Source organism: Kutzneria sp. CA-103260 (assembly GCF_018263855.1).
Taxonomy (GTDB): Bacteria; Actinomycetota; Actinomycetes; order Mycobacteriales; family Pseudonocardiaceae; genus Kutzneria.
Window position 1 is genome coordinate 1,809,180 of the sequence record NZ_CP073318.1, and the last position, 24,533, is coordinate 1,833,712.

Sequence of the window (24,533 nt, forward strand, 5' to 3'; positions counted from 1 at the left end):
GCGATGGATCACCCGTTCGCGCTCCGTGCGCCCTGGTACTACCGGGAGCGGCACCACCTGTCGTTGAGCGACTGCCGCGCGCTGCGGCCGGTGATCCAGAAGTACGACCGGCACGACTTCGTCCGGCAGCTGCTGGCCGACCCCAGCGCGTACCTCAAGTGGGACAAGGAGGACAAGTGGTCCTATCCCGCTCCGCTCGGCCTTCCCGGCGCCGGCAGAGCCATCCGGCACCGGATGCTGTGCACCGAGCTGCGCAAGCTGTACCAGCCCAGCCATGACCGGTTCTACGCCGTCGGCATCGAGGTCTTCTGCGACGAGGCCGGCCTCCCTCGGGCCGGCTCGCACCGTGACATCGAGGTCGGCATGGTCATGCGCCGCATCGTCACCAACGTCGCCGGCGACCGCCGCCCCATCCGCCGCCTGGCCCGGGACCTCATGCTGCGCATGGCCGCCGAGCAGGCCCCCGGCGAGGTCGTCGGTGAGTCCGCAATGGACATTCGCACCCTGTGGTGGGCCGACGAGGCCCAGCGCCAGCAGTTCGCCGAGGACCATGCCGCTGACCTGGCCCAGGTCGAGTCCACCTGCGTCGAGCAGGCGTGGATCGACGGCCACTGGCAGAACGTCACCGCCGACGAGCACCCCGCCGGCGAGTGCACCATCCCCATGTGGCGCCTGCCCCCTTCCGGCAGCCGCTGCGCCGCCGGGCAGACCCGCTCCCTCTGGTACGGCACCCTGCCCACTTCCTCACCCGTGCACGGTCTCGACGGCCTGCCCAAGCTCGACGACCAGTCCAGCTACCGCATCGTCTGCTTCGTCCGCCAGCACCGCGGCTCCTGCCCTCCTCTTGTTTACTGGAGCCGCCCGACGGTGCCCTTCCGCCTGGCCTCCTTCTACGACCCCCAGGGCACTAAGAACCACACCGTGTCGATCACCATGCCCGACCTCCGGGCCCTGGAGGCCCAGGCCACCTCCGGCATCCAACCCAGCGGCGTCCGCATCACCTCACCCGCCGGCTCCGGCATGTCCTTCTACTCCGACCTTTCCAACCTCAAGGCCGGCAAGGGCACCCTCAACCAGTTCGCGACCACCTGCACCTTCGCCATCGAGCTCTTCATGATCGTCGCGATGTTCGTCTTCAACCTCTTCCTGCCCATCGTCGTGCTCATGTTCCAGCTCTGGTGGATGCTCGCCCTGCGGTTCTGCACCCCGCTACCCACCGGCTCCTTCGACGCCCTGCGCACCTACTTCGCCGACACCGCGCACGACCTCAACACCCTGGCCACCCCGCTCCCGACCACCACCCCCGAGGAAAAAGCCAAGGAAGCCGCTCGCCAGGCCGCCTCCGACGGCCTGGACACCATCATGGGCCTGGGCCCCTCCATCGCCCACGAACTCCAGCAGGCCCCCACCCTGCAACAGAACCCCCGCGCCGTAGCCGACTTCGCCGGCTACGCCGACCCCCAGCCAAAGACCCCACCCGCCCCACCGGTCCCCGAGCCGTACGTGCCGGATCCGCTGTGTCCCGGCCCGTGACGTTGAGATGACCTGCTGGACGCGCCGTGTGGGTCAAAGCCAACTCGATCGGAGGTCTGCCGTTCCATGAGCCACTACGGCTTCGACGCCCGACAGTCAGCGGCCGCCCAGTCGGGCAAGGAACCGGGCGCGCACAAGGCCCTCGATCGGTCGGTCCTGGCGCCGATGGAACGCGCCTTCGGCCAGTCACTGGCCGATGTCGAGGTGCACACCGATCCGGCGGCGGCCGCCTCCGCGGACAGGTTGGGAGCGCGAGCGTACACGGTCGGCCGTCGTATCGTGTTCGGTTCTGGCGCATACGCACCCGCGACCGTGCCCGGGCAGGCGCTCATCGCCCACGAGTTGGCCCATGTCGTCCAGCAGCGCGGCGGTGCGCCCAGCTCGTCGTCCGTCAGCCAGGATCGCGCTGCCGAAGCCGACGCCGACCGCGCGGCGATCAACGCGGTGACCGGCGGTCCGGCAGCGGTCCAGTCGAGTACACCGGTGGCAATCGCCTGCTCGGGAACCGGAAAGAGCTGGACCGACGGACTGCTGGACAAGATCAAGGCAGCGGCGGTGGACACCGCCGAGGCCACCATCGGAAACAGTGAAGGTGTCGCGACCGCGCTGGACAGTGTCGTCGAATCCATCGCCTCCGTGCAGTACGCCGAGGTCTGGGTGGTCGACAAGATCGTTGACAAGACCGCCGCCGCGGCCGGGCTCACCCCGGCTCACCAGGAGGCCCTGCGGGCCGCGGCCCACTTCGTGGCCGTCGACGGCGCACCAGTGCTGAAGGCTGTTCGGGCGAAAGCCGAGAAAGCCGGTGCGATCGACAAGGTCAGCGGACTGCCGACGGCGGCTGGCTTCATCACCAAGGCCGGCGACGCGGCGGAAGCCTATGTCACCGGCCGCAAACCGGGCGTGCAGGGAGCCGGCACGCCTCTGCCGGGCTCGACGCTGACCCTGAGCACCCGCGAACTCCACCAGATCGGCGGCATCGTGGCCACTCAGGCCGCGTTGGCCTTGGTCGGCGGCGAGGAGGTGAACCTGCTGTTGAAGGTCGTCGGCGGCGTCGACGCCGCGAAGGCCATCATCCTGGCGGCCAAGAAGAATCCCGAGGGATACGTCCGCAGCCGCGAGTTCTGGATCGCCGTGGTCGGCGCCGGGCTGTACCTGGCCGGCCTCAAAGCGGGGTCCGTCGGAAACAAGCTGCTCATCTACGGCGTCGACGTGCTCAGCGGCGCTCTCACGGTGACCCCCGAGGTAGTCACGTTCGTCCACGACCTGAAGACCGCGAACGGACCCGACCGCGACGAGATCCTGCACCGCGACCTCTACAAGATCGTGAAGGCGGTTGCGCTCGCGCTGGGGCAAATCCTGCAGCACGCCCTGGACAAGCCCAAGGAAGCCGCGGCAGAACAGGACGTGCCGCCGGAGCTCCCGGCCAACGACAACGGCCTGCCGCCCTTCACCAGGGCTCCCGCCGCGAACGACAATGGCGAGTTGCCGACCGAACCCCAGGCCATGAAGGCGACCGGCACCGACGATGCCGCCGTCGACACCGCCACACCTCCATCGCCCGCGCTGCGGGTCATTCCCGGCGGCCTCGACGAGAACCGGCCTCGGGCCGGTGCGGGCGACGGGAAGGAGCTCACCGAGGACGAAAAATGGGCTCAGATGGAGGAAGCGGTCGCCAAGAAGGACCGGCAGGACCAGGAGGAGGCCGAACGGGAGGAAGCTCAGAAAGAGGATGACTCGGTGCAGGCACTCCAACTGGCGGACATGAAGACAAAAATCCTGACCGCCATCAAGGAGAACCAGCGGGATCAGTCACGTGCGGCCGACTGGACGGTGGTCAAGTGGTGGTGGGGCAGGGATTCGAGGAAGGGGAATCCTGACGTCGCGGGTGGGCTGGGGAAGAACTACCAGGCCCAAAAGAGGATATATGCGCTCATCGCGACTGACAGGGGTGTGGTGCAGTTCTCGGCTCACTACAGCCAGCTGGACGGGAGTTTCGGCACGATCAAGCTCTCCGGCCACCAGTTGGACAAGTAGCGCCCGTCGCACAGGTCCGGCACCGGGGAGGGCCGGGCGCCCAGGCCAATGGGACCGCGTCCTTGGATGCTGGCCCGCGTGAAGAAGGCCACGGGACGCCACTGTCGGTACCGGACTGCACAGCCGGCCGTTGGCCGAAGGTCAGTGCGTGAGGTCCACCTCGACGATCTGGTCGACGCGTTGGATGAATTCCTTGGCGCCGCTCATCTTCATGTTCTCCATGACGGTGTGGACCAGCGGGATCGAGCGGAGCTCGTCGGCGTGCCACTGGTAGGGGTCGGCGATGACCACGTGGACCTTGGCCCGGGTGGGATCGCTGTCGTCGAGGAGGGTGACCTGGGCGAAGTCGACCTCGCCGAAGGTGTCCAACCAGTCGTCGGCGGCCCAGGAGTGGTCGGTGAGGCGGAGAGGGGTGGGCTGGCGGTCGCGGGACACGGATCGCACGGCGTCGGCGAACTTCTGGTCGGCCATCATCTGCTCGGCGTCGTACCGCAGATCGGCGCCGGAACCATCCAGGTAGTGGGACAGGGACTGGGCGGCGTGCGGACGGTTCAGCTGCCTCATGTAGGCGAGGGCGGCATAAGCGATGAGGGGCGTCAGACAGTCGCTGACCAGGTCGAACACGCCGAGCGACACGGTCTCGAGCAGGAGGTCGCTGAAGGGGCGACGGCCCTGTGCGTCGGGCTTGTACTTGGCATCGACGTCACCGGGCACACTGTTCTGGTACAGGCGGTAGAGGTCGTACACCACCTGGACCAGCCGGTACACCACAAGGAACGGGACGCCGCCGGTGACGGCGAGACGCAGCACGCAGCGCACGGGCCAGGCGATCGCCTCGGGGATCTTGCCGCCGAAGTAGTGCCACGCGACGTAGATCTCCAGTTGGCGGAGCAGATCGCTCGATGTGGACTGCTCGGGTGAGTTGACCTTGACGGCGGCCGCGGCGGCCTTGTCAGCGGCTACCTCCAGAGGGTCGGTGGCGCCGCCGTCGATCGACGCGAGCTGTACACCTGACGACTGCTGGACGACGTGAGCGAGCTCGTGCGCGAGCAGACGGTCGCCTTCGTGCGTGCCGGGCTGATAGGTGTTGGCGGCGAACATGATGCTGTTCCCGGACGTGAAGGCTCGGGCGCGCAGGGCGGAGGCCGCCTGCTGGGCATCGGGACCAGTGTGGACGCGGACACCGGAGAAGTCCGCCGCCAACGCGCCTTCCATGTGACGGCGGGTCGCCTGCGGCAGTGGCTGCCCGCCGGACGAGGTGATGCGGTGAATGTCGCGCTGCACGCCGGCGGCCTTGTCATGGTCGTCGCAGTCGCACGACGACCCCAGGCCGCACCGCTGAATCTTGTACTCGCGCATGGGCCGCATCGTGTCTCCGGACCGTCACCACAACGTTGAGGCGACGGGGTGGTGACGGTGGGGGCTGAGGATGGCCGCATGACGGTGGATGCGTGGTTGGGGCGGGGGCTGCCGTTTCCGGTACGGCCGGGCGGGGGCGGGGCGATCGGGATGGTGGACGGGATCGGGCTGGTGCGGCAGGCGATCGGCACGATTCTGGAGACGGAGCCGGGGGAGCGGGTGATGGCGCCGGGGTTCGGGTGCGGGCTGCGGCGGTACCTGATGGCGCCGAACACGCCGGCGACGAGGGCGGCGATGGCGCAGGACATCGGGAACGCGCTGGGGCGGTGGGAGCCGCGGATCTCGGTGACGAACGTTGCGGTGACGCCGGGGGAGGAGGCTGAGCTGGTGTGGATCGAGATCGCCTACACGCTGCTGGCCGACCTGCGGCCGGACAATCTGGTCTACCCGTTCTACCTGCGGTAACAGCCGGGCGGAGGGCACAATGGCGTTGAACGGTCCCATTCTGGACGACCGCTCGTACCAGCAGCTGCGCGACGAGCTGGTCAAGCGCATCCCGGTCTACGCCCCGGAGTGGACCAACCACAACGAGAGCGACCCGGGCATCGCGCTGCTGGAGCTGTTCGCGTACCTGGGGGAGGCCCTGCTCTTCCGCTTCAACCAGATCCCGGACACGACGAGGATCGAGTTCCTGCGCATGCTGGGCGTGCAGCCCCGCACGGCCCGGTCGGCGACGGTCCTGCTGGCGGCGGACACGGACGTGGCGGCGGGGGTGCAGGTGCTCAAGGCCACGGAGGCGAAGGCGGGCGCGCTGTCGTTCGAGACGCAGGACGAGGTGTACGCCTGGCCGCTGGACTCGGTGGCGGTGGGCAAGGCCCCGATCACCCAGGCGGCGACGGCGGCGGAGCGGGAGCGCCGGGCGGATGCGTTGGCGAGGGCGAGGATTCCGTTCGCGGAAGCCGCAGGCGCGACGTTCTACGAGACGGTAGCGGTGCCGGCGGATCCGCTGGCACCGGACGCGGTGTCATTGGAAGTAAGCTCCACAGTGGACGGCTCGCTGTGGATTGCGTTGCTGGGACGGAAGACCACGGATCTCCAGCAGTTGGCCGGTCATACTCTCTTTGTTGGCGTGGCCTTCGATCAGGCGATCACGTCGTTCACCCTGTCGCCACTCCAGCCCAAGGACTTCCAGCTTGGCGAGCGGAACACGGCCCCGCCGCCGATGATCTGGCAGCTGTGGAATCCGCCCACACCGCAAGGGAAAGCGTCGTTCACGAACCTGCGCGTGCTGGGCGACACGACGGCCGGCCTGGTCGAGGACGGCGTGGTCAAGCTGGAGCTGCCCAAGCCGATGCCGGTGCTCACCCCTGGCAGTCAGGGCAAGGGGGACGCGGACAGCCCGCCCCCGCTCAATGACGAGAAGCAGGCGGCGCTGGTGGTGGCCTGGCTGCGAGTCAGCCGCCCGGCGACGGCGGCGGACGGCATCGGCCGGGTGCGCTGGGTCGGCCTGAACGCGGTGTCGGCGGTGCAGGCCCGGACGGCGACGCCGGAACTGCTGGGCACCGGCACGGGCGATCCCGGCCAGCAGTACCGGCTCACTCAGCGACCGGTGCTGGCCGACACGGTCCAGCTCCAGGTGGAGGAGGCCGACGGCTGGCACGACTGGACCGAGGTCGAGGACTTCATCGCCAGCACCCCGGACGACCGACCGTTCACAGTGGACCTGACGGCCGGCACGGTGACGTTCAACGGACCGCGCCTTCCTCAGCAGGGGCAACGGATCCGGGTGCTGAGCTATCGCTACGGCGGCGGCGTGGCCGGCAACGTGCCGGCGAAGTCGATCACCGCGGTGGGCGGGGTCAAGGCGAGCAACCCGCTGCCGGCGATGGGCGGCGCGGACGCGGCCACGCTGACCGAGGCGATGGACAGCGTGCCGGGCCAGGTGCACCGCCGGGACCGCGCCGTCGTCGCCGAGGATTTCCGTGAGCTGGCCGGGGAAGTCACCGGCGTGGCCCGGGCCGAGGCGCTGCCGCTGCTGCACCCGGACAACCCACAGGTGCCGGCGGCGGGCGTGGTCAGCATGGTGATCTTCCCGACCGAGGACCTGCGGGCGCCGGACGCGCCGCTGCCGGACAAGGGCCTGCTGAGCCGGGTAGCGGCCTACCTCGACGCCCGCCGGCTGCTCACCACCGAGCTCTACGTGATCCCGCCGACCTACGTCAAGATCGCGGTCTCCATCGGCGTGCACGTCCACGACGGCTTCCAGGTGGACGCGGTCCGCCGCTGGGCCGAGCTGATCGTGCGGCAGTTCCTCGCCCCGGTGCCGCCCTACGGCCCCGACGGCAACGGCTGGCCGCTGGGCCGCACGATCCGCGCGGCCGAGCTCCAGGCGGTCGCGGTGCAGGTCGACGGCGTGGACTACCTGGAGAACCTGATCCTCGCCACCCAGCAGGACAACGGCGACTTCGTCGTTCCGCCTTCGGGCACGGTCGCGTTGCAGCCGTGGGAAGTCCCGCAGATCGTCGACATCACGGTGGTCGAGGGCCAGCCGCTCGACCCGGGCCAGGCGTACACGCCACCGCCGCCGACCTCGGTGGTCGTGCCGGTGCCGCCCGAGGTGTGCTGATGGACGGCGACCGCGGTTACAGCCAGGTGGTGCAGCCGGAGCAGTGGCTGCGCTGCCAGTTCGACCACACCGTCCTGGTCCCGAACGAGGGCGTCACTCTGCAGTGGACGGACGACACGCCGAAGCCGGTCGGCCCGCGCGGCTACACGCCGGCCGGTCTGGCGTTCGACCGCTGGTGCCGGGCCTACCGGTCGCGGCCGGACCAGGGCCTGGTCCAGGTGATCCCCAGCGGGTACAACACCTCGCCAAGTCCGGGGCCGGGCGTCCTGCGTCGACCGCTCGGCGTTGCCATCGACGACGCGCAACGGCTGTACATTGCCGAATCGGTGGCGAACACGGTGCACGTGGTCGACCTGGTGGCCCGGCGACTGCTGCGCAAGGTCCCGCTGCAATGCCAGCAGCCCGTTGACATCGCGGCGAAGTGCTGCGGAGTGATCGTGCTGCTGCACAACCCGATCGGGTTGGTGGTGCTGGAAGGCCGCCGCGGACCGAAGCCCGGACCCGAGCTCGTCGCGCCGGACTGCACCAAAGGCCTGGTGCCGCAGCGGATTGCCATGTCCAAGCAGGGGCTGCTGGTGCTGTGGCGTCATCCGTGGACGTCACGCGCAGTCGTGTCCACAGTGGAGGGGAAGATCCTCCTGGAGGTGCCGGACGCCACCGACCTCGACGTCACCGCTGACGGCACGATCGTCGTCGCCCGTCAGACCGGCCAGTCCCTGCGCCGGTTCTCGCCGGTCGGTAAGGACTGGCTGGAACTGGAACCGCTGGGGGCGCCGGACTATGACGGCGCGGCCATCGCCGTGGCGCCGACCGGGCGGATCGCTTTCACGACACCGGACGGCATCGGTTGGACGACGGGCTCGACCGCCGTCCACGACACCGATGGCGCGCTGATCACCTACCGGCTGGACAGCGGCGTCTACCGAAACCGGTGGGGCCGGCTGTTCCTGGACGGGTGCATCCCGACCGGCGCCGGCCTGGGCGTGCAGTTCCTGACCAGCGACGACGACAACGCACCGGATCCGGAGCAGCTCTGGTCGGCGCAACCGATGCCGTTGTTCCGTCGGCCCACCGGCCGTGAGACGCCGTGGGCGCAGATCGCGGCGGACGACACCTTCGAGACATATGAGGCTCCGGTGTCCGCGCCGCCCGGCCGCTACCTGTGGATCGGGTTGACCTTCAGCGGAACCCACCGCGTGAGCCCCACTGTTCGGGCGATGCGGGTGGAACGGCCGGGCCATCAGTTGCTCACCCAGCTGCCGCGGATCTTCTCCCGGGACGAGGGTGACGCCGACTTCCTCCAGCGTTTCCTCGACCCGGCCGAGGGGCTGCTGCACGAGATGGACATGCGGGCCGCCCAGCGGGCGATCCTGCTGGACCCGGCCGCGACACCGCAGGAGGCGCTGTCCTGGCTGGCCGGCTTCGCCGGGCTGGTGCTGGACCGCCGCTGGCCGGAGACGGCTCGACGACAGCTGATCGCGGAGGCGTACCCGCTGTTCAGCCGGCGCGGCACGAAGGCCGCGCTGACCAGGATCTTGTCGATATACCTGGGATACGAGCCGGCGATCGTGGAGCGCTGGCAGCTGCGCGGCCCCGGCGGCGCGGTGCTGGGCGACCGCCCGGGCAGCCGGCCCGCGCCGGCGGTCGGTGGCGCACCACCGGCGCTCGGCGAGTTCACGCTGGGCGTCGGCGGTGCCGAGCCGACCGAGGACACGTTCGTGCAGACGGCGCACCAGTTCACCGTGCTGATCCCGAACACGTTGACGTCCGAACAACTCGCGGTGGTCAAGGGAATTCTCGACGATCACCGGCCCGCGCACACCCGCTACGAGCTGTGCGAGCTCGGCAACGGCATGCGGATCGGCCGGCAGGCGCTGGTCCGGCTCACCGCGTTCGTCGGCCCGGGGGCCCAGTTCACGCCGGCGGTCGTCGGATACACCCTGGTCGGCGGCGACGGCGTGGTCGGTGTGCCGGCGATCGGCTCGACCGTGGGCGACACCACGGTCGCGGGCAAGGTGAGGGTCGGATGACCACGCTGACGATCGACCGCCTGTCCAGCACCACACTCGGCGGTGACGACCAGATCGCGCGCCGGACTGAGCAGCTGCTGACCGAGGTCGCCGAGCGTCGACTGGACACGGCGCTGGACGCCGCCGGCCTGCCAGCGGGACTGTGGTGTGTCGAACGGCTGACCGTGGTGGTGGCGCTGGACTTCAGCCGTCCCGACGGTGAGTTGGCCGACACCTGGGCGGCGGCCGTCGTCGAGGTGCTGCGGTCCGCGCTGGGCAGCGAGGCGGTGATCAGCGCCGACACCGCGAACGCCTTGATCCGGCAGGTCCGCGTCGGGCCGGGGTCGGCCGGACAGAGTCGCTTGGCGGACAACCGCGCCCCGGTCACGGTCGTGCACTTCGCCAGCGAGCTGCGGGCCCTGGCCGATTTGATCGCCAGCGTCGGTCTCGGCCGGTTGCGTCACGCGTGGGCGTGGCGGCAGGTGGGCCTGTTGAGCTCGGGTGATCCCGATCCGGCCCACTCGCCGACCGCGGCGATCATCGCCGCGGCCCGCCGTTTCCCGCAGCACCTGGTGGCAGCATTGTCCCGCGCCGTAAGGGAAGTAGGGCTGGCCCCGCTGACCAGGGCCCTCGGCACCCAAGGCTGGACCGCCCTGGCGACATTGGTATGGGAATCAATCGGCAGTTTCACGCCGTCGGTCTTCACTGACACCAATGCGTCCACGCGGCCTGGGCCCGCAGCGGTAGTCGAAGCCGTCACCGCTGATCAGGCGCTTGTGATGATGTTGCACCGCCACTCGACGTTCGCGGCACAGCTGAACGCCAGCCGCCTGCGCCCAAACCGGGAAACGCTGGTGGCGCTGGCAGTTTTGAGCGTCGCCGAGCGGGATCCGGCTGCACTGGCCCGAGCCGACGCGTCACGGATCGTGGCGCAGGTCGCAGGGTTGCTGGGCACCTCGGCTGCGACCGACGAGCCGGTATCGCTCGACGAGCCGGCCACGGTCTGGTCAACGGCGTGGGCAGGCTTGCCGTTTTTCCTGGCCATGGCGGAAGAAGCCGGCATTCCGGAGTTGCTGGCCGATGATCCCGTGCTGGCGGGCCGGCCGCTGAGGTGGATCATGCACGCCCTGGCGCAGCGGCTTGTGCCGCTGTCCGAGGACGACCCGGCCGCCTTCGTGCTGGCTGGCCTACATCCGTCCGAGCCGTTGCCCGATGAGAAAGCACCGACGGAAAAAGAAATGCGCAGCCTGCGTGAGCACGCGGCCCGCTGGTCCAAGGTTGTCGCGCACAGGCTCGGCCGTGAGGACGAGATGCCGGCAACGCTGGAACTGGCCCAGCGGCACGGTGTCGTCGAGGGCGAGCCAGGCCTGTTGGAAGTGGTCCTGCGGCTGGACGAGGTTGACATCGAGGTGCGCCGCGCCGGCCTGGACATCGATCCCGGCTGGCTGCCGTGGCTCGGGGCGATCGTGAGGTACCGCTATGAGTGAGCCGATCAGCCGGGACTTGTCGGCCCGGGCCGCGACGCTGGCGGTCCGGATCGCCGATGTCCTCGCGGCCCAGTGCAGCACGGAGTCGGGTGCCGGCGAGGCCGTCGACTTCTTGCGGACGTGGGCCAAGGAAATGGCTGCCCCGACGCTGCCGGGACACCCGTTCGACCTGTTGGCGCAACGATTCCAGCTCACCGAGGACGAGCGGGACCTGCTGCTTCTGGCTGGGCTGCCGGAGGAACACGAGGGCCTGGCCGGGACGTTCCGCGCACTACATCCCCGCGGCGAGGCACGGCCGACCCTCGGGCTGGCTTCCCTGGTGCTGGAGGGAATATCCGGCGACCGGGCGAAGATGCGGCGACTTGTGCACGAGGGTGTCCTGGGGTGCAACGGACTGGTGCGCCTGACCGGTGAGGACACGCTGTTCGAACGGTCCGTGGTGATCGCGCCGAGCCTGTGGGATTCGCTGCACGGCCACGACGCCTGGCCGGCCGGCATGGACCGGCTGCTGATCGGCGAATCACCGGCCGGTCTGGCCGGCTGGCGACAGCAGTCCGAGGTCCAACTTGTGGTCAATGCCCTGAGGTCCAACGAAACCCGAACCCTGCTGATCACAGCCGACAGCGAAATCGTGTCCCTGGGCCGGTGCGCGGCGCTCGCGGCCGAGGCCGACGTCACCATGATCGCCGGGCGGCTGTCGGCCGAGGACACCGCCGGCATCGCCCTGCTCGCGGCGCACGCGGCGGCGAGAGACGCGGTGCCGGTGCTCGTGCTCACGGCTCAGATGGAGGGAAAGCCCGCCCCCGAACTGAAGCTGACGTCACCGGGCCCGGTGATCGTCGTCGCCGGCCCCGGTTCGTTCCGCGCCGGACCCGGCCGACCGTTGCTGGCACTGCCGATCGGCCGGTCACGGCACGAGGAACACCGTGCGGCATGGCGGCATGCCTTGCCGGACATGGCTGATCGGGCCGCCACGCTGGCGGCCCGGCACCCGCTGGACCCAGCGCTCACCGCGCAGACGGCGATGGACGTGCGCAGCCGGCAGCGGCTCGGCGGCCGAGCGCTGGGCGTGCGGGAGATCTCGGCGGCGATCAGGACCCGCGCCGGGGTGGCGCTGCCGCCCGGGGTCGAGCTCACGACGCCTGAGGTGGGCTGGGACCGCCTGGTGCTGCCGGCGGAGCCGGCCGACCAGCTGCGGGCCGCCGTCGACCGGTTGGCGCACGAGCCGACCGTGCTCGACGACTGGGGATTCCGCCACCACGCCAGGGCTTCCCGGGGCGCGCGGCTGCTGTTCGCCGGCCCGCCCGGCACCGGCAAGACGCTGTCGGCCGAGGTGGTCGCGGCCGCGGTGGGCACCGACCTGATCACCGTGGACGTCTCCCGGGTGGTGTCCAAGTGGATCGGCGAGACCGAGAAGAACCTGGCCGCGGTGTTCGACGTGGCCGAGCGGACCCAGGCCGTGCTGCTGTTCGACGAGGCCGACGCGCTGTTCGCCACCAGGACCGACGTCGGCGACGCGCACGACCGCTACGCCAACCTGGAGACGGCCTACCTGTTGCAGCGGTTGGACCGCTTCGACGGGCTGGTGGCGCTGGCCACCAACCTGCGACACAACATCGACCCGGCGTTCCTGCGCCGGATGGACTTCGTGGTGGAGTTCCCCCAGCCCGACGAGGCGTGCCGGCGCCGGCTGTGGGCACTGCACCTGCCGGCCGCGGTGACCGGCGCTGACGTGGACACCGACGTGCTGGCGCGGCTGTACCCGGTGCCCGGCGGCTGGATCCGCAACGCCGCGATCGCCGCGGCGTTCAGCGCGGCCGCGGCTGCCGACTCCGTGCGACAACACCACATCGTCGCGGCGATGCGCCTGGAGTACGCCAAGGCCGGGCGGCCCTTTCCCGGCGAACCCATGAAGGAGATGAGATGACGACCTGTGACGACACCGCGGCGCCGTGCCAGTCGTGCTCCGAGTCCGACCTGCCGGTGAACCCGTTCAGTGCGCTGCGGGTTGCCTTCGGCATGCTGCTCGGGGAGGACGACTTCCGTACCATGATGGGAAATCCGCGCGGCAAGCAGATGCTGCACGCGGCGTGGCTGCACGGCAGCGGGGTGGCCTGGGGCTACCAGGTGGCGCTGGGCGGCGAGTACGGGCTGAGCGTGTCGCCGGGCCTGGCCGTGGACGGCCACGGGCGGGAGCTGTTCGCGGAGACGAGCCTGTGCCTGAACCTGATGGACTGGGTGACCGCACAGAAGCCCACCAGCGACACCATCACGGCGACCCTGGTGGCTGATTTCGCCTGCGTGCCAACATCGTTGGTGCCGACGCTGGCCGATCCGTGCGACGTCACGCGCAAGCACGACGACTACTCGCGCGTGCTGGAGACCGTCCGGCTCAGCCTGCGACCTGACGACGGGACGTCACCACCGCCGACCTATCGGCGGCTGCGGGTGCTGTTCGGGCTGCTCGCACCCGGAACCGACCAGGCGAGCCTGGATGCGCTGGCGGCGATCGAAGCCGTCATGTCGGCGCCGGAAGGCAACCGGGCCCAGGTGCTGCTGGCCCAGTTCCGCCAGCTGGCCGCCGCCGACGCGGCCGAACTCAAGCCGGCGGCCGAAGCCGGTGTCGAAGGGCTCTCGCTGTTCCCGGCGACCGACGAGAAGTCCGGCGTGGTGCTGGCGCGACTGGTGATCAAGCAGCACGAGGTGTCGGGCGCCATCCAGATCGACGACGTGGCCATCGACTCGTCGGCGCGCACGACACTGCTGCCGACCTCGGTGATCCAGGAGCTCGCGGCCGGCACGGCGCCGAGCCTGTTCGGCACGGAGGGCACTCCGGACTACGGCGGCCCGAGGGTGCTGCCGGACAGTCTGAATTGGACGGACGACCGGACCCTGGAGTTCCGGGTGACGGCCCCGGTCAACGCCCGGTCGCTGCGGCGGGCGGTGCGGATCACCTCGCTGTCGCCGGACCGTGGGTGGGCCGACGACGACGTGGACACCATCGAAGTGCGCGACGGCGGCACGACCGTCGTGGTGCGGCTGGCCGACCAGCTGGCCAACGACACCGGCCGGCTGATCGTGCGGGGCACCGGCCCTGAGCCGGCGTTCGGGGTGGCTCCCGCGGTGCCGCTGGCCGGTGTGGCCGGCGGACCGCCCGCCGGCAAGGACGACGGCCGCGACGCCGTGATCATGTTCCCGAGGAGGCCCAGGCCATGACGAACCCGTTTGTCGACCTGTCGGGCGGCGTCACGCGGCTCAACGCCCAGGACGGGCTGTTCCTGCGGGCGCAGCATCTCAACGAGATGGAGGACTACGCCAAGGCGCTGGCCACCCTGGCGGCGCGGGGCGGCGGTCCGGGTGTGGTGTACGGCTACGACCTGACGCTGACTGCCTCGACGCTCCAGGTCACGCCAGGCCTGGCAATCGACCACAACGGCATGCCGCTGGTGTCGGACGCGGTCGGGACCCTGGACCTGTCGCACCTGTCGCCGGCGGGCAACACGTACTGGCGCATCGAGCTGGTCCCCGGCACTGCGGTGGCCAGCGGGGACGAGAACGTCTACGGCTCGGCGTGCGACGACGCCTGCAACGGCGGCACCATCCGGTCCAACCTCACCGAGGGGGCCCGGGTGCAGTTGTCGCCGGTCGTGCTCGGCGGCCTCGACGGCCAACTGGTCATGGACCAGCGCAACTGGCTGGCCTCGCAGTACTTCGAGGCCGAGCGGACGGGCAGCGGGCCATGGCTGCGCTCGGCCGAACGCCTGGACGACCACCCGTGGCAGACCGGCACGCCGCAGCCGACCGACCAGAACGTGGTGCCGCTGGGGGTGGTGTGGCGGGGCACCGGCGGTTTGCAGCTGGACCAGTGGATCGCCCGGCGGGAACTGGTGGAGGCGCCGGCCCGGCGGCTGTGGCAGTCCCGGCTGGGCATGCGGCCGGATTCGGTGTTCCTGGCCCAGATCTGCCAGTTCCAGGCCCAGCTGGCCGGGGTGGTGGCCACCGCCGTGCCGGCCTCGTCGATCGCCGAGGTCGTGCAGTGGTTGGGCGCGGCCCGGGACGGCGTCACCCGGCACGACGAGACCGCGCCGGTGGAGCTGCTGACCTCGGCGATCAGCGCGCTCAGCGGGCCCGCGCCGGCCGACGCCGGGCCGCTGACGTTGGTGGATCAGGGAATCAACGAGCTGCCGCCGGCCGGCTACCTGCCGCTGACCGCGTCGGACACCGGGGTGGAGCAGACGGTCCGCAACCTGTTCGGAAAATCCGCTGTGGAGCTTGGCTTCACCTACTGTTCGCCGGATTTCGTGGCCGAGCACGTGCAGCGGGCGCAGCACCGGGACCGAATCTCGTTGCCGGATCCGGTTCCGGTCGAGGTGTTCGTGCCCGAGGGCGGCGACCTGGGCTGGGTCGCGTTCACGCGGGGCAGCCGACGCAGCAGCCGCGACACGTCCAGCGGCGGCGACGTGGTTCCGGTGTACCACACCACTGCGGGTTCCGGGGTGAGCCCGAGCCAGGCCGCGACCGGCGTGGTCGGCAGCCTGGTGCGGCCGATCGGCACCGCGCGCTTCCCCGTCAACGCGTGGGCGTCGCCGGAAGCCGGTGTGTACCAGAGTGTCCAGCAGATCATCCGGGACACGAGGACCGACCAGAACATGGAGATCACGGTGGTGGGGGTGGCGCGCAGCGAGGACCGGCTGCCGCTGGCCGCGGCGCGGGCCACGCTGCTGGGCACCTCGTTCACGCCGAATCCTCAGATGCCGGAGATCCATGCCGTGCTGGGCCCGGTCGAGGCGATCGTGGTGGTGGTCTCGGCTACTGCCCCTTCGGGAACCGCTTGATGACAAGGACGTGACGTGGTCTTCCTAGACTCTCCGCCATAGGTCGTAAAACGGGGGCGATCTCGGGGGAGATCTCGATGACCACGTTCAGTCCACTGTTCAACGCCGCCCATCCGGCCGTGCACCTCTTCCGGGGTCCGTACGTCACGGTCGGCGGGCATCGTCACGAAGTGCCGGAGGGCAGCAAACGACTACTCATGTTCGTCGCACTGCATCGACAGAGAATGGCGCGCAAGCACGTCGCCGGCGCGCTCTGGCCCGACACCGACGAGGGCCGGGCCGCCGGCAACCTGCGCTCCACGCTCTGGCGGCTGCGCGGTGCGGGCATCGACCTGATCGAGGCCGACAAGTGGTCCCTGGCGCTGCGTGAGGACGTGCTGGTCGACGTCGAACTGGTCGGCGACTGGGCGGCCCGGCTGATCGCCCGCAGCGCCGGCGCCGAGGACCTCAAGCTGTCGCCGTGGTGGCCGGACGCCCTGGACCTGCTGCCCGGCTGGTACGACGACTGGGCGCTGTCCGCGCGGGAACGCCTCCGCCAGCGCACATTGCACGCGTTGGAGGAGCTCAGCCGGCGGCTGACCGCCGTCGGCCGGTGCGCCGAGGCCGTGGAGGCGGCGATGACCGCCGTGATCGCCGAGCCGTTGCGGGAGAGCGCGCAACGGGCGCTGATCGAGGCCCATCTGGCCGAGGGCAACCTGATCGAGGCCCGCCGCGGCTACGAGGTGTACCGGGACCTGCTCGACCGGGAACTCGGCGTGGCCCCGGGGCACGAGCTGTTCACCCGGGTCCACGCTGCCTGACCGGGCAGTCGGGGCTGCCCTGACGACGGGATCGAAGGCCACCGCCGACGCCGCGGAATCGGCTATGGTCGGAAGCCGGAGGACCGTCGTCAGGGGGATCATGCGAACGCTGTGCGTGGCCTGCGCCATGGCGCTGGGGGCGGCGTTGCTGCCGGTCGGACCGGCGCACGCCGACAACGCGCCGACCACCGTGGCCGGCCTGATCGCCCACTACGTCGACCTCAGCCACCAGGCCGAAAAGGTCAACGAGCAGCTGCTCAAGGCCCAGGAGCAGGCCCAGACCCTGCGGCAGCGGGCGGACAAGGCCAACACGGCGTTCCAGGCGGCGGACGCCAGCTGGAAGCAGGCGGTGCGGCAGGCCGACCAGCTGGTGGCCGACCGCAAGCAGCGGGCGGCGTTACTCCGTTCGCTGGTGCCGGCCAACAGCGTGGCGGCCGTGCTGAACAGCGCCAGCGCCGACGACTTCACCTCGGCGTCGATCGCCGCCGGCCTCGCGCACGACGCCGATGACGCCGTCGCGGCGGCCACCGCCCAGACCCTGGCCCAGACGTCCAAGGCCCGGGAGGCGGCGGAGCAGCAGCAGGCCGCCGCGACCAAGGCGGCCACGGCCGCGACCGACCTGGAGAACCAGGTCACCGCCCAGCGGGCCGACATGGACAAGCAGGTCTCCCAGGTCCGGGCGGCGCTCAACGCCCTGCCGCCGGACGAGGTCACCATGCTGCAGACCGGCATCAGCGCCCCGAACATCACGACGCCGGCCGGCGCGGTGGGCACGGCGCTGCGGTTCGCCCTCGCCCAGCTGGGCAAGCCGTACGAATGGGGCGGTGTCGGCCCGCTGGCCTACGACTGCTCGGGGCTGGTGCAGGCCGCGTACCGGGCCGCCGGCATCGGGCTGCCCCGGGTTGCCGCCGACCAGGCGCAGGTCGGCCAGCCGGTCTCGCGGGCCGACGTCCGGGCCGGCGACCTGATCTACTTCTACCAGCCGGTCCAGCACGTGGCCCTGGCCCTGGACCACAACCAGGCCGTGCAGGCGGCGACCTTCGGCGAGCCGATCAAGATCAGTCCGATCGACGCCATCGGCCCGATCACGGTGATCCGGCGGCTCGTGACGCCCTGAGCGGTGGGGGCGGTGAGGATCACTGCCCACGGCCCGGCCGGCGGTGTCATCATCGATTCGGCCGTGCCCGCCCAGCGAAAGGCCGCATGAGCACCTTGAACGCCGTTGACCGCGTCCGTGCCGCCTATCGCCGGCTCGAGGACACCGACCGCCCGGAGGCCTGGATCACGCTGCGCCCGGAGGAGGAGCTGCTGGCCGAGGCCAAGCGCCTCGACGAGCGGGTCGCCGACGGCGAGGACCTGCCGCTGGCCGGTTCCGTGTTCGCCGTGAAGGACAACATCGACGTGGCCGGGCTGCCGACCACGGCCGCCTGCCCGTCCTACACCTACACGCCGGACCGGCACGCGACCGCGGTGGCGCGGCTGCTGGACGCCGGCGCGCTGTGCCTGGGCAAGACCAACCTCGACCAGTTCGCGACCGGCCTGGTCGGGACCCGCAGCCCGTACGGCACGGTGCGCAACGCGGAGCTGCCGGACCGGATTTCCGGCGGGTCGAGCTCGGGGTCCGCTGTCGTTGTGGCACTGGACATCGTGGACTTCGCGCTGGGCACCGACACGGCCGGTTCCGGCCGCGTTCCCGCCGCCCTGCACGGCATCGTGGGTCTCAAGCCCACGGTCGGGTTGGTCCCCACCACCGGGGTGGTGCCCGCGGCCCGGCCGTACGACTGCGTCACTGTCTTCGCCCGCACCCTCGCCGTTGCCCTGTCGGCGCTGACCGTCATGACCGGGCCCGACCCGGCTGACCCCCGCAGCGGTAGTTGGCCGTCGGACAGCCGATTCGCGGCGGCTCAGCCGGTGCGGCTGGCTGTGCCAGACGAGGCTGGGCTGGCCCCGCTGACTCCGGCCGCACGCGCTGCCTTCGACGCTGCCGTCGACCGGCTGCGGGCCGAGGGCGCGGTGATCACCACCATCGACATCGCGCCGTTGCTGGCAGCGGCGAGCCTGCTCTATGACGGTGCCCTTGTCGCCGAGCGCTACGCGGCCGTCGGGGCCTTCCTCGACACCGAGCCCACCGACGCTGATTCTGTTGTCGCCGGCATCATCAGGGCCGCCCGGGAAATTCCCGCCCACAAGCTGGCCGCCGACCTCGAACGTCTCGACCACTACCGGGCCGGTGCCCGTGCGGTGTTCGCTCAGCACGACGCTCTGCTGCTGCCGACCACCGTCGGCCATCCCACGCTCGCGGAGGTGGCGGCCGACCCGGTCGGCGTGAACTCGCGGTTGGGCACCTACACCAACTTCGTCAACCTGCTGGACCTGGCCGCCGTGGCCGCGCCGGCCGGCAGCGCGGACGGCGGCCCGTTCGGTGTCAGTGTCATCACCCGCGCGTTCGACGACCAGATCGCGCTCGACCTCGCCGCCCAGCTGACCGGCGAGCACTTGGATGCCGTCTATCCCAAGGGAGGCATCGATCTCGTCGTCTTCGGTGCCCACCTGCGTGGCCAGCCGCTCAACCACCAGCTGACCGACCTCGGCGCCCGCTATGCCGGCGAGGTGCGCACCGCGCCGGAGTACCGCATGGTCGCGCTGCGCACCGAGCCGGCAAAGCCCGGTGTGGTAAGGGATTCCGCCCGGGGAGCCGCGCTCGCCGGCGAGCGGTGGACGTTGTCGGCTGCTGCCCTCGGCACCTTCCTCGCCCACCTGCCCGCCCCGATGGCGCTGGGGCCGGTGCTGCTGGACAACGGAGACCAGGCCATCGGATTCCACTGCGATCCGGAGACCGCCGCCACGGGTGTCGACATCACTCGCCACCGGTCGTGGACCGCGTATCTCGCGCATCGGTCATGACGACGGCCGGGCCGCCGGGAGTGATCCCAGCGGCCCGGCTCGGGATTCAGGCCCGCCAGCGGTCTCGTTCGGCGGTGAACGCGGCCTCGCGTGCGGTCCGGAACTGGGCGATCTCCTCGCCGTGCTCCCTTTCCAGGACGGAGATCTCGGCCAGACCGAACGTCGCCGGCCGAGTGTCCAATGTGGATCGACCGGCGAGGATGTCGGCTCGAAGGGCGGCCAGTTCCTCGACGCTGACCGGCCGGAACCGCAGCCGGTCGAACTGGCGCAGCAGCCACGGTCGTTCCTCGGAACCGGGCACGTGCCGCCACACCGGGACAGTGCGCCCGACCAGCTGATAGCCGCCGGGGCCTTCCATGCCGTAGACGCAGAGGTAGACGCCGCCGATGCCGACCGCGTTCTGCGGCGTCCAGGTGCGCGCCGGATCGTATTTCGTGGTGACCAGGCGGTGTCGGGGATCGATGGGAATGGCCACCGGTGCGCCCAGGTACACGTCGCCCAGGCCGACCACCAGATAGGTCGCGTCCCGCACGATGTCGAAGACGTCGGCCCGTTCGGCCAGAGCGTTGACCCGCCGGATGAACTCGACGTTGTCCGGACACCACGGCGCGTCCGGGCGAACCGACCGGGCGTAGCGGGCCATCGCCTCGTGCGCGGCCGGATGGTCGAACGCGATCGGCAAAGTCACTTCGCGCACGTCCAGCGTGACGGCGGCCGGATCGGGCACGCCGCCGGCCAATTCGTCCAGCACGTCGGCGAGATGCGGCAACGAACAGGCCAGGGGGTCGACCTGCACCAACAACGACCGCACGCCCTCGACGATTTCCCGCACGCCGCCAACGGCCCGGTCGCGCAGCGCATTGGCCAGCAGATGCACCCACAACCGCACGCGCAGGTCGAGTTGCGGGGGACCGGCCTCCAGTAGCACGTGGTGATCACCGGCGCGTCGCACGACCACCATCGGGGCGTCCGCGGTCGCCGGCCGGGACAGCAGCAATCCGTGGTCGCGCAACAGTTCGGGGCGGATAACCGGCGGGGCCGACCGCGGCGCGGGAATGCCGGCCAGCGACCGCTCGAAGGCGTCGGCCACGGCCGTGATCGGGTTGACCAGCAGTGCTTCGCGCTCCGCGTTGGCCGCGTCGGCCTCCTCCGGTGACACCAGCACCAGCCGCACGGTGTCGCCCGGCCGGGCTTGGGCGAACATCCAGCGATCGGCCCGGATCACGGTGTAGGGCACGACAAAACCGCCGAGGCTGGGCCCGTCCGGCCCGACCACGACCGGGGTGTCGCCGGACAGCATGATGCCACCGATCGGGTAGGCGCTGTCATGGATGTTGGACGGGTGCAGGCCGGCTTCACCGCCGTCCTCCCGGGCCCACTGCGGCCGCGGCCCGACCAGCCGGACACCGGTGCGGTCGGCCCGGTGATCCACCGTCCACGTCGTCGCCAACAGCGCCAGCGCGCCATCGTCGGTCAAGTGCTCAGGAGCGCCGTGTGGACCGGCTAGCACCCGCACAGTCCACATCGGACCCAGCGTCGGTAGCACGGCCGTCACGTCCACCGGGGCGGCGAGGTTTTCCTCACGCCCCAACGCGATCGTGTCACCGGCTGTCAGAGCCCGGCCGTCCAAACCGCCGAATCCGCCGAGCAGGAACGTCGCGCGGCTGCCGAACACCGTCGACACCGCGACGCCGCCCCCGATGGCCAGATAGGCCCTGAGCCCGGGACCGCCGCAGGGGCCAACGTCGACCACCGATCCGGCGTTGACGACCGCGACGGACCCGGGCCGCAGCGGGCGTCCGTCCACCGTGGCCTGGTACGCGGACCCGGTGACGCAGACGGTGGCCCGCCGGTCGAAGCGCACGACCGGGCCGGTGGCCACGGCTTCCAGACCGGCGGCCCATGGAGGGTTGCCCACCGCCGTGTTGGCCAGGGCGAAGGAGAAATCGTCCCAGGCCCCGGACGGCGGCACGCCCACGTCCCACAGGCCGCTGCGGCCGGCCAGATCCTGAACCGTGGTCTGGGTGCCGGCCGCGAGTACCGTACAGGTCGCGGTGTGCAGGACAGCGGTCACGACGACCACCAGCCCAGCAGTCGCACCGGTGTGGGATCCCAGCCGTTGCAGGGATTGTTGACCTGGGGGCAGTTGCTGATCAGTACCAGCAGGTCCCGCTCGGCCCGCACCTGGACGTGCTTGCCCGGCGCGGACACGCCGTCGGCGAAGGTGAGACCGCCGTCCGCGGTCACCGGGACGTTCATGAAGAAGTTGATGTTGTGGCCGAGTCGCCGGGCGTCGATGCCCGCCGCCGCACCGTAGCGCAGGAACGTCTCGCGGCAGGCGTGCTGGTGGCGGGTGTGCTCGCCGTAACGGACCACATTGGACTCCTGCGCGCACGCGCCGCCGAGCGTGTCGTGCCGGCCGCAGGTGTCGTCGGTGATCGTGGCCAACACGTCCAGCCGCACCGACAGCAGGCGTGAACCGGTGGTCAGATAGACCGCGCCCTGCTCACGCACGGTGTCGAAGGCGCTGTACCGGTTGTCCAGGTCGTTCGCGTCGTAGAAGAGCGTGTCCACGGCCTGATTGCCGTGCAGGTCGACGATACGGAACGTGCCGCCGGCCGGGATCCGGCCCAGGAACCCGTCTCCGGCGTCGACGACGGTGTCCAGCACGGCCGTCGTGGGGTCGAATTCGAGTTGGGTCGCAGTCACGCCAGGACCTCCTTGGCCAGCAGCAGGGCCCGTTCGCTTTCCGCGCGGAACATCCGCGACGGGTCATCCGGCCCAGCCGGTTCGATGGCCCGGATCTCGGCCCGCACGGGCTGCGGGTTCCAGTGCAGGTCCAGCGGGTGCGGTGCCGTGGACATGACCGCCAGCACGTCGATCTCCGCCCGCAGTGCCACCCAGTCACCGGTGGTCGCGTGGTCCGGTTGGAACGTCACCGTGCCAGCCATGTTCTCGGACGTGGCCGCCTTGGCGAAGAAGTTCACGCACCCGTGCAGGTCCGCGGTGTCCCGGCCATGCTTGCGCAACTCGGAGAGCAGCCCGGCGCGGGCCGATTGCCGCCACGCGTTGCCGTCCCACTGATAGCTGGATGGCCCGAAGCGGGCCACCTGCGCGTCGGTGGAATGGCCGCACAGCGCGTCGTGCCAGGGGAGTGAGGACCCGGTGACCGAGCACAGCGCGAGGCCACGGTCGGACATCAGCACCATCGGCGGCCGGATGACGGCCGACATCTGCGCTTTCAGCGTGTCGGGAACGTTCAGCCGGTCGACCGGGTGCTGGGCGGCGTACAGCAGCGTCGAGCAGTTGGCACCTGGGCCGAGTGCGGTGAGCCGCAGCTCCCGGCCCGCGCGCACCAGCACCGACCATGCGGCGCCGGCCGGGATCTCATGGGAGACAAGCACTTCGCTCATTCGGCACCGTCCAGGGCCAGCAGAGCAACGGCGGGCCGGCGGGTCCGCGTCGCGTATGCGAGCGCACCGACCGCGAGCGAGCCGAGCAAGAACAGCGGTGCGAACCACTGGAGATAGAGGTGCCCGCCGGCCGGGTCGAACACCTCCGGCCGTGGCCAGCCAAGGTTGACCGCCATCAGTGCGCCCCAGGCGACCGCGAGGACGTTGACCACAACACCCCAGCGGCCCAGGCTGAACTCGCCCGCTCGGGGCGGCAGACCGCCGCGCAGCCGCCGGACCAGCAACGGCAGCGTCACCATGAGGTACGCCAAGTACAGCAGCATGATGCAGACGCTGGCCAGCGTGGTGAACAGCGCCGGGTTGCCGACGTTCACCAGCAGCAGCGCCGCCGCCAGCACCCCGACCAGGACCGATGCCCGCACCGGCGTGCCGGTGCGGCGGTTGACGCTCGCCAGTCCGACGGAACAGGGCAGCACGCCGTCCCGCGCCATCGAGAACACCATTCGAGTGGCGGCGGTCTGGATGGCCAGCGTGCATACCGACACCGCGATGGCGACGTCGACCAGGAACACCCGTCCCAGCGTGTCACCGAGCCGGTCGGTCAGCACGAACGGCAGGCCGCGGGCCGGGTCGCCGAGGCTGCCGTCGGTCACGCTGCCCGCCGCCATCAACGTGGCCAGCAGCATCAGTGCACCGCCGAGACCGGACACCAGCACCGCCCGGAGGATGGTGCGGGGAGTGGTGCGGCGCGGATCGCGGGTCTCCTCGGACAGCTCGCCCGCGCTGTCGAAGCCGACGAGCACGTACGCGGCCATCAGGCCCGACACCGCGAACGACCACAGGTAGCTGTGTCCGGCGGTGCCTTGGGCTTGCAGCACGACACCCGGCCCTCGTTCGGCGTGGCTGAACAGCGCCACACACAGCAGCGTCACGCCGACCAGTTCGCACGCCACCCCGACGCTGTTCACCACGGACATCAGGCGCACGCCGGTCGCCGTCACCGCCGTCGTGACACATAACAGCAGCATTCCCAGCACGACGGCGTTGGCGGCGCCGGTCAGGCTGGTCAGCGAGCTGTCGCCGGGCACCAGCTGGAAGCCGGACCAGACCGGCGGCAGCACCACTTGCAGCGCGATGGCCGCGCCCGCCAGCGTCACGACCTGGGCGACCAGCATCAGCCACCCGGCCGTCCAGCCCCAGATCCGGCCGCCCAGCCTGGTCGCCCACTGGTAGATCGCGCCGGAGATCGGGTACCGGGCGGCCAGCTCCGCGAAGCACAACGCGACCAGCAGCTGGCCACCCAGCACGATCGGCCAGGTCCAGAAGAAAGCCGGGCCGCCGAAGCCGAAGCCGAAGAAGAACAGCTGGAACACGGTGGTCAGGATGGAGACGAACGAGAAACCGGCGGCGAACGAGCCGTAGCCGCCGATCTTGCGGCGCAGCTGCTGGCCGTAGCCGAAGGTGGACAGGTCCCCCGCGTCCGTGGCGGAGCCGGGCTCCGCGTCGATGGATGTCATGCTCACGACAGCCTCC

The 24,533-nt window shown here is 70.7% G+C and carries 17 protein-coding genes; 12 read left to right on the forward strand and 5 right to left on the reverse strand.

Going from position 1 to position 24,533, the window contains the following annotated elements; genetic code table 11:
* Positions 1–3 precede the first annotated feature (3 nt).
* Positions 4–1,533: a hypothetical protein gene (locus JJ691_RS07995; protein WP_211768147.1), complete on the forward strand. Its 1,530-nt coding sequence runs from the start codon at positions 4–6 to the stop codon at positions 1,531–1,533.
* A 66-nt stretch (positions 1,534–1,599) separates the two neighbouring features.
* Entirely contained in the window at positions 1,600–3,567 is a 1,968-nt protein-coding gene (locus JJ691_RS08000) for an eCIS core domain-containing protein (RefSeq protein ID WP_211768148.1), read from the forward strand.
* A 141-nt stretch (positions 3,568–3,708) separates the two neighbouring features.
* On the opposite strand, the gene JJ691_RS08005 is transcribed toward JJ691_RS08000, so the two are convergent.
* Positions 3,709–4,926, reverse strand: coding sequence for an eCIS core domain-containing protein (locus tag JJ691_RS08005; protein ID WP_211768149.1), 1,218 nt, complete (start codon positions 4,924–4,926; stop codon positions 3,709–3,711).
* 78 nt (positions 4,927–5,004) lie between these two features.
* Between JJ691_RS08005 and JJ691_RS08010 the strand changes: the two genes are divergently transcribed.
* The 10 genes from JJ691_RS08010 to atzF all read left to right on the forward strand — a co-directional run bounded on the left by JJ691_RS08010 (position 5,005) and on the right by atzF (position 19,587).
* Entirely contained in the window at positions 5,005–5,391 is a 387-nt protein-coding gene (locus JJ691_RS08010; protein WP_211768150.1) for a GPW/gp25 family protein, read from the forward strand.
* 19 nt (positions 5,392–5,410) lie between these two features.
* Complete coding sequence (locus tag JJ691_RS08015) at positions 5,411–7,552, forward strand: putative baseplate assembly protein (protein WP_211768151.1); 2,142 nt, start codon at positions 5,411–5,413, stop codon at positions 7,550–7,552.
* Positions 7,552–9,582, forward strand: a complete 2,031-nt coding sequence (locus tag JJ691_RS08020; RefSeq protein ID WP_211768152.1) for a phage tail protein — start codon at positions 7,552–7,554, stop codon at positions 9,580–9,582. Before JJ691_RS08015 ends, JJ691_RS08020 begins: the two co-directional genes overlap by 1 nt.
* Positions 9,579–11,048, forward strand: coding sequence for a hypothetical protein (locus JJ691_RS08025; protein WP_211768153.1), 1,470 nt, complete (start codon positions 9,579–9,581; stop codon positions 11,046–11,048). Before JJ691_RS08020 ends, JJ691_RS08025 begins: the two co-directional genes overlap by 4 nt.
* Complete coding sequence (locus tag JJ691_RS08030; protein WP_211768154.1) at positions 11,041–12,975, forward strand: ATP-binding protein; 1,935 nt, start codon at positions 11,041–11,043, stop codon at positions 12,973–12,975. The genes JJ691_RS08025 and JJ691_RS08030 overlap by 8 nt, the downstream gene beginning before the upstream one ends.
* The gene (locus JJ691_RS08035) at positions 12,972–14,264 is read left to right on the forward strand and encodes a hypothetical protein (RefSeq protein WP_211768155.1); all 1,293 of its coding nucleotides are present in this window, start codon (positions 12,972–12,974) and stop codon (positions 14,262–14,264) included. Before JJ691_RS08030 ends, JJ691_RS08035 begins: the two co-directional genes overlap by 4 nt.
* Complete coding sequence (locus JJ691_RS08040) at positions 14,261–15,883, forward strand: hypothetical protein (protein ID WP_211768156.1); 1,623 nt, start codon at positions 14,261–14,263, stop codon at positions 15,881–15,883. The genes JJ691_RS08035 and JJ691_RS08040 overlap by 4 nt, the downstream gene beginning before the upstream one ends.
* A 77-nt stretch (positions 15,884–15,960) precedes the next feature.
* Positions 15,961–16,683 (forward strand): AfsR/SARP family transcriptional regulator, encoded by a 723-nt coding sequence (locus JJ691_RS08045; RefSeq protein ID WP_211768157.1) that lies wholly within the window; start codon positions 15,961–15,963, stop codon positions 16,681–16,683.
* Positions 16,684–16,783: 100 nt separating this feature from the next.
* Positions 16,784–17,800, forward strand: coding sequence for an NlpC/P60 family protein (locus tag JJ691_RS08050; protein WP_211768158.1), 1,017 nt, complete (start codon positions 16,784–16,786; stop codon positions 17,798–17,800).
* A gap of 86 nt (positions 17,801–17,886) precedes the next feature.
* Complete coding sequence (gene atzF, locus JJ691_RS08055) at positions 17,887–19,587, forward strand: allophanate hydrolase (protein ID WP_211768159.1); 1,701 nt, start codon at positions 17,887–17,889, stop codon at positions 19,585–19,587.
* Positions 19,588–19,633: 46 nt separating this feature from the next.
* Here atzF and JJ691_RS08060 read toward each other — a convergent pair whose 3' ends face one another.
* Genes JJ691_RS08060 through JJ691_RS08075 form a run of 4 tightly spaced genes read right to left on the reverse strand, consistent with a single transcriptional unit; the run spans position 19,634 to position 24,517 of the window.
* A complete protein-coding gene (locus JJ691_RS08060) occupies positions 19,634–21,661 on the reverse strand; it encodes a 5-oxoprolinase/urea amidolyase family protein (RefSeq protein ID WP_249227765.1) in 2,028 nt (675 codons plus the stop codon).
* Positions 21,658–22,257: an urea amidolyase associated protein UAAP2 gene (locus JJ691_RS08065; RefSeq protein ID WP_211771346.1), complete on the reverse strand. Its 600-nt coding sequence runs from the start codon at positions 22,255–22,257 to the stop codon at positions 21,658–21,660. Before JJ691_RS08065 ends, JJ691_RS08060 begins: the two co-directional genes overlap by 4 nt.
* A gap of 35 nt (positions 22,258–22,292) precedes the next feature.
* Entirely contained in the window at positions 22,293–23,000 is a 708-nt protein-coding gene (locus JJ691_RS08070; protein WP_211768160.1) for a DUF1989 domain-containing protein, read from the reverse strand.
* Complete coding sequence (locus JJ691_RS08075) at positions 22,997–24,517, reverse strand: amino acid permease (protein WP_211771347.1); 1,521 nt, start codon at positions 24,515–24,517, stop codon at positions 22,997–22,999. The genes JJ691_RS08070 and JJ691_RS08075 overlap by 4 nt, the downstream gene beginning before the upstream one ends.
* Positions 24,518–24,533 lie beyond the last annotated feature (16 nt).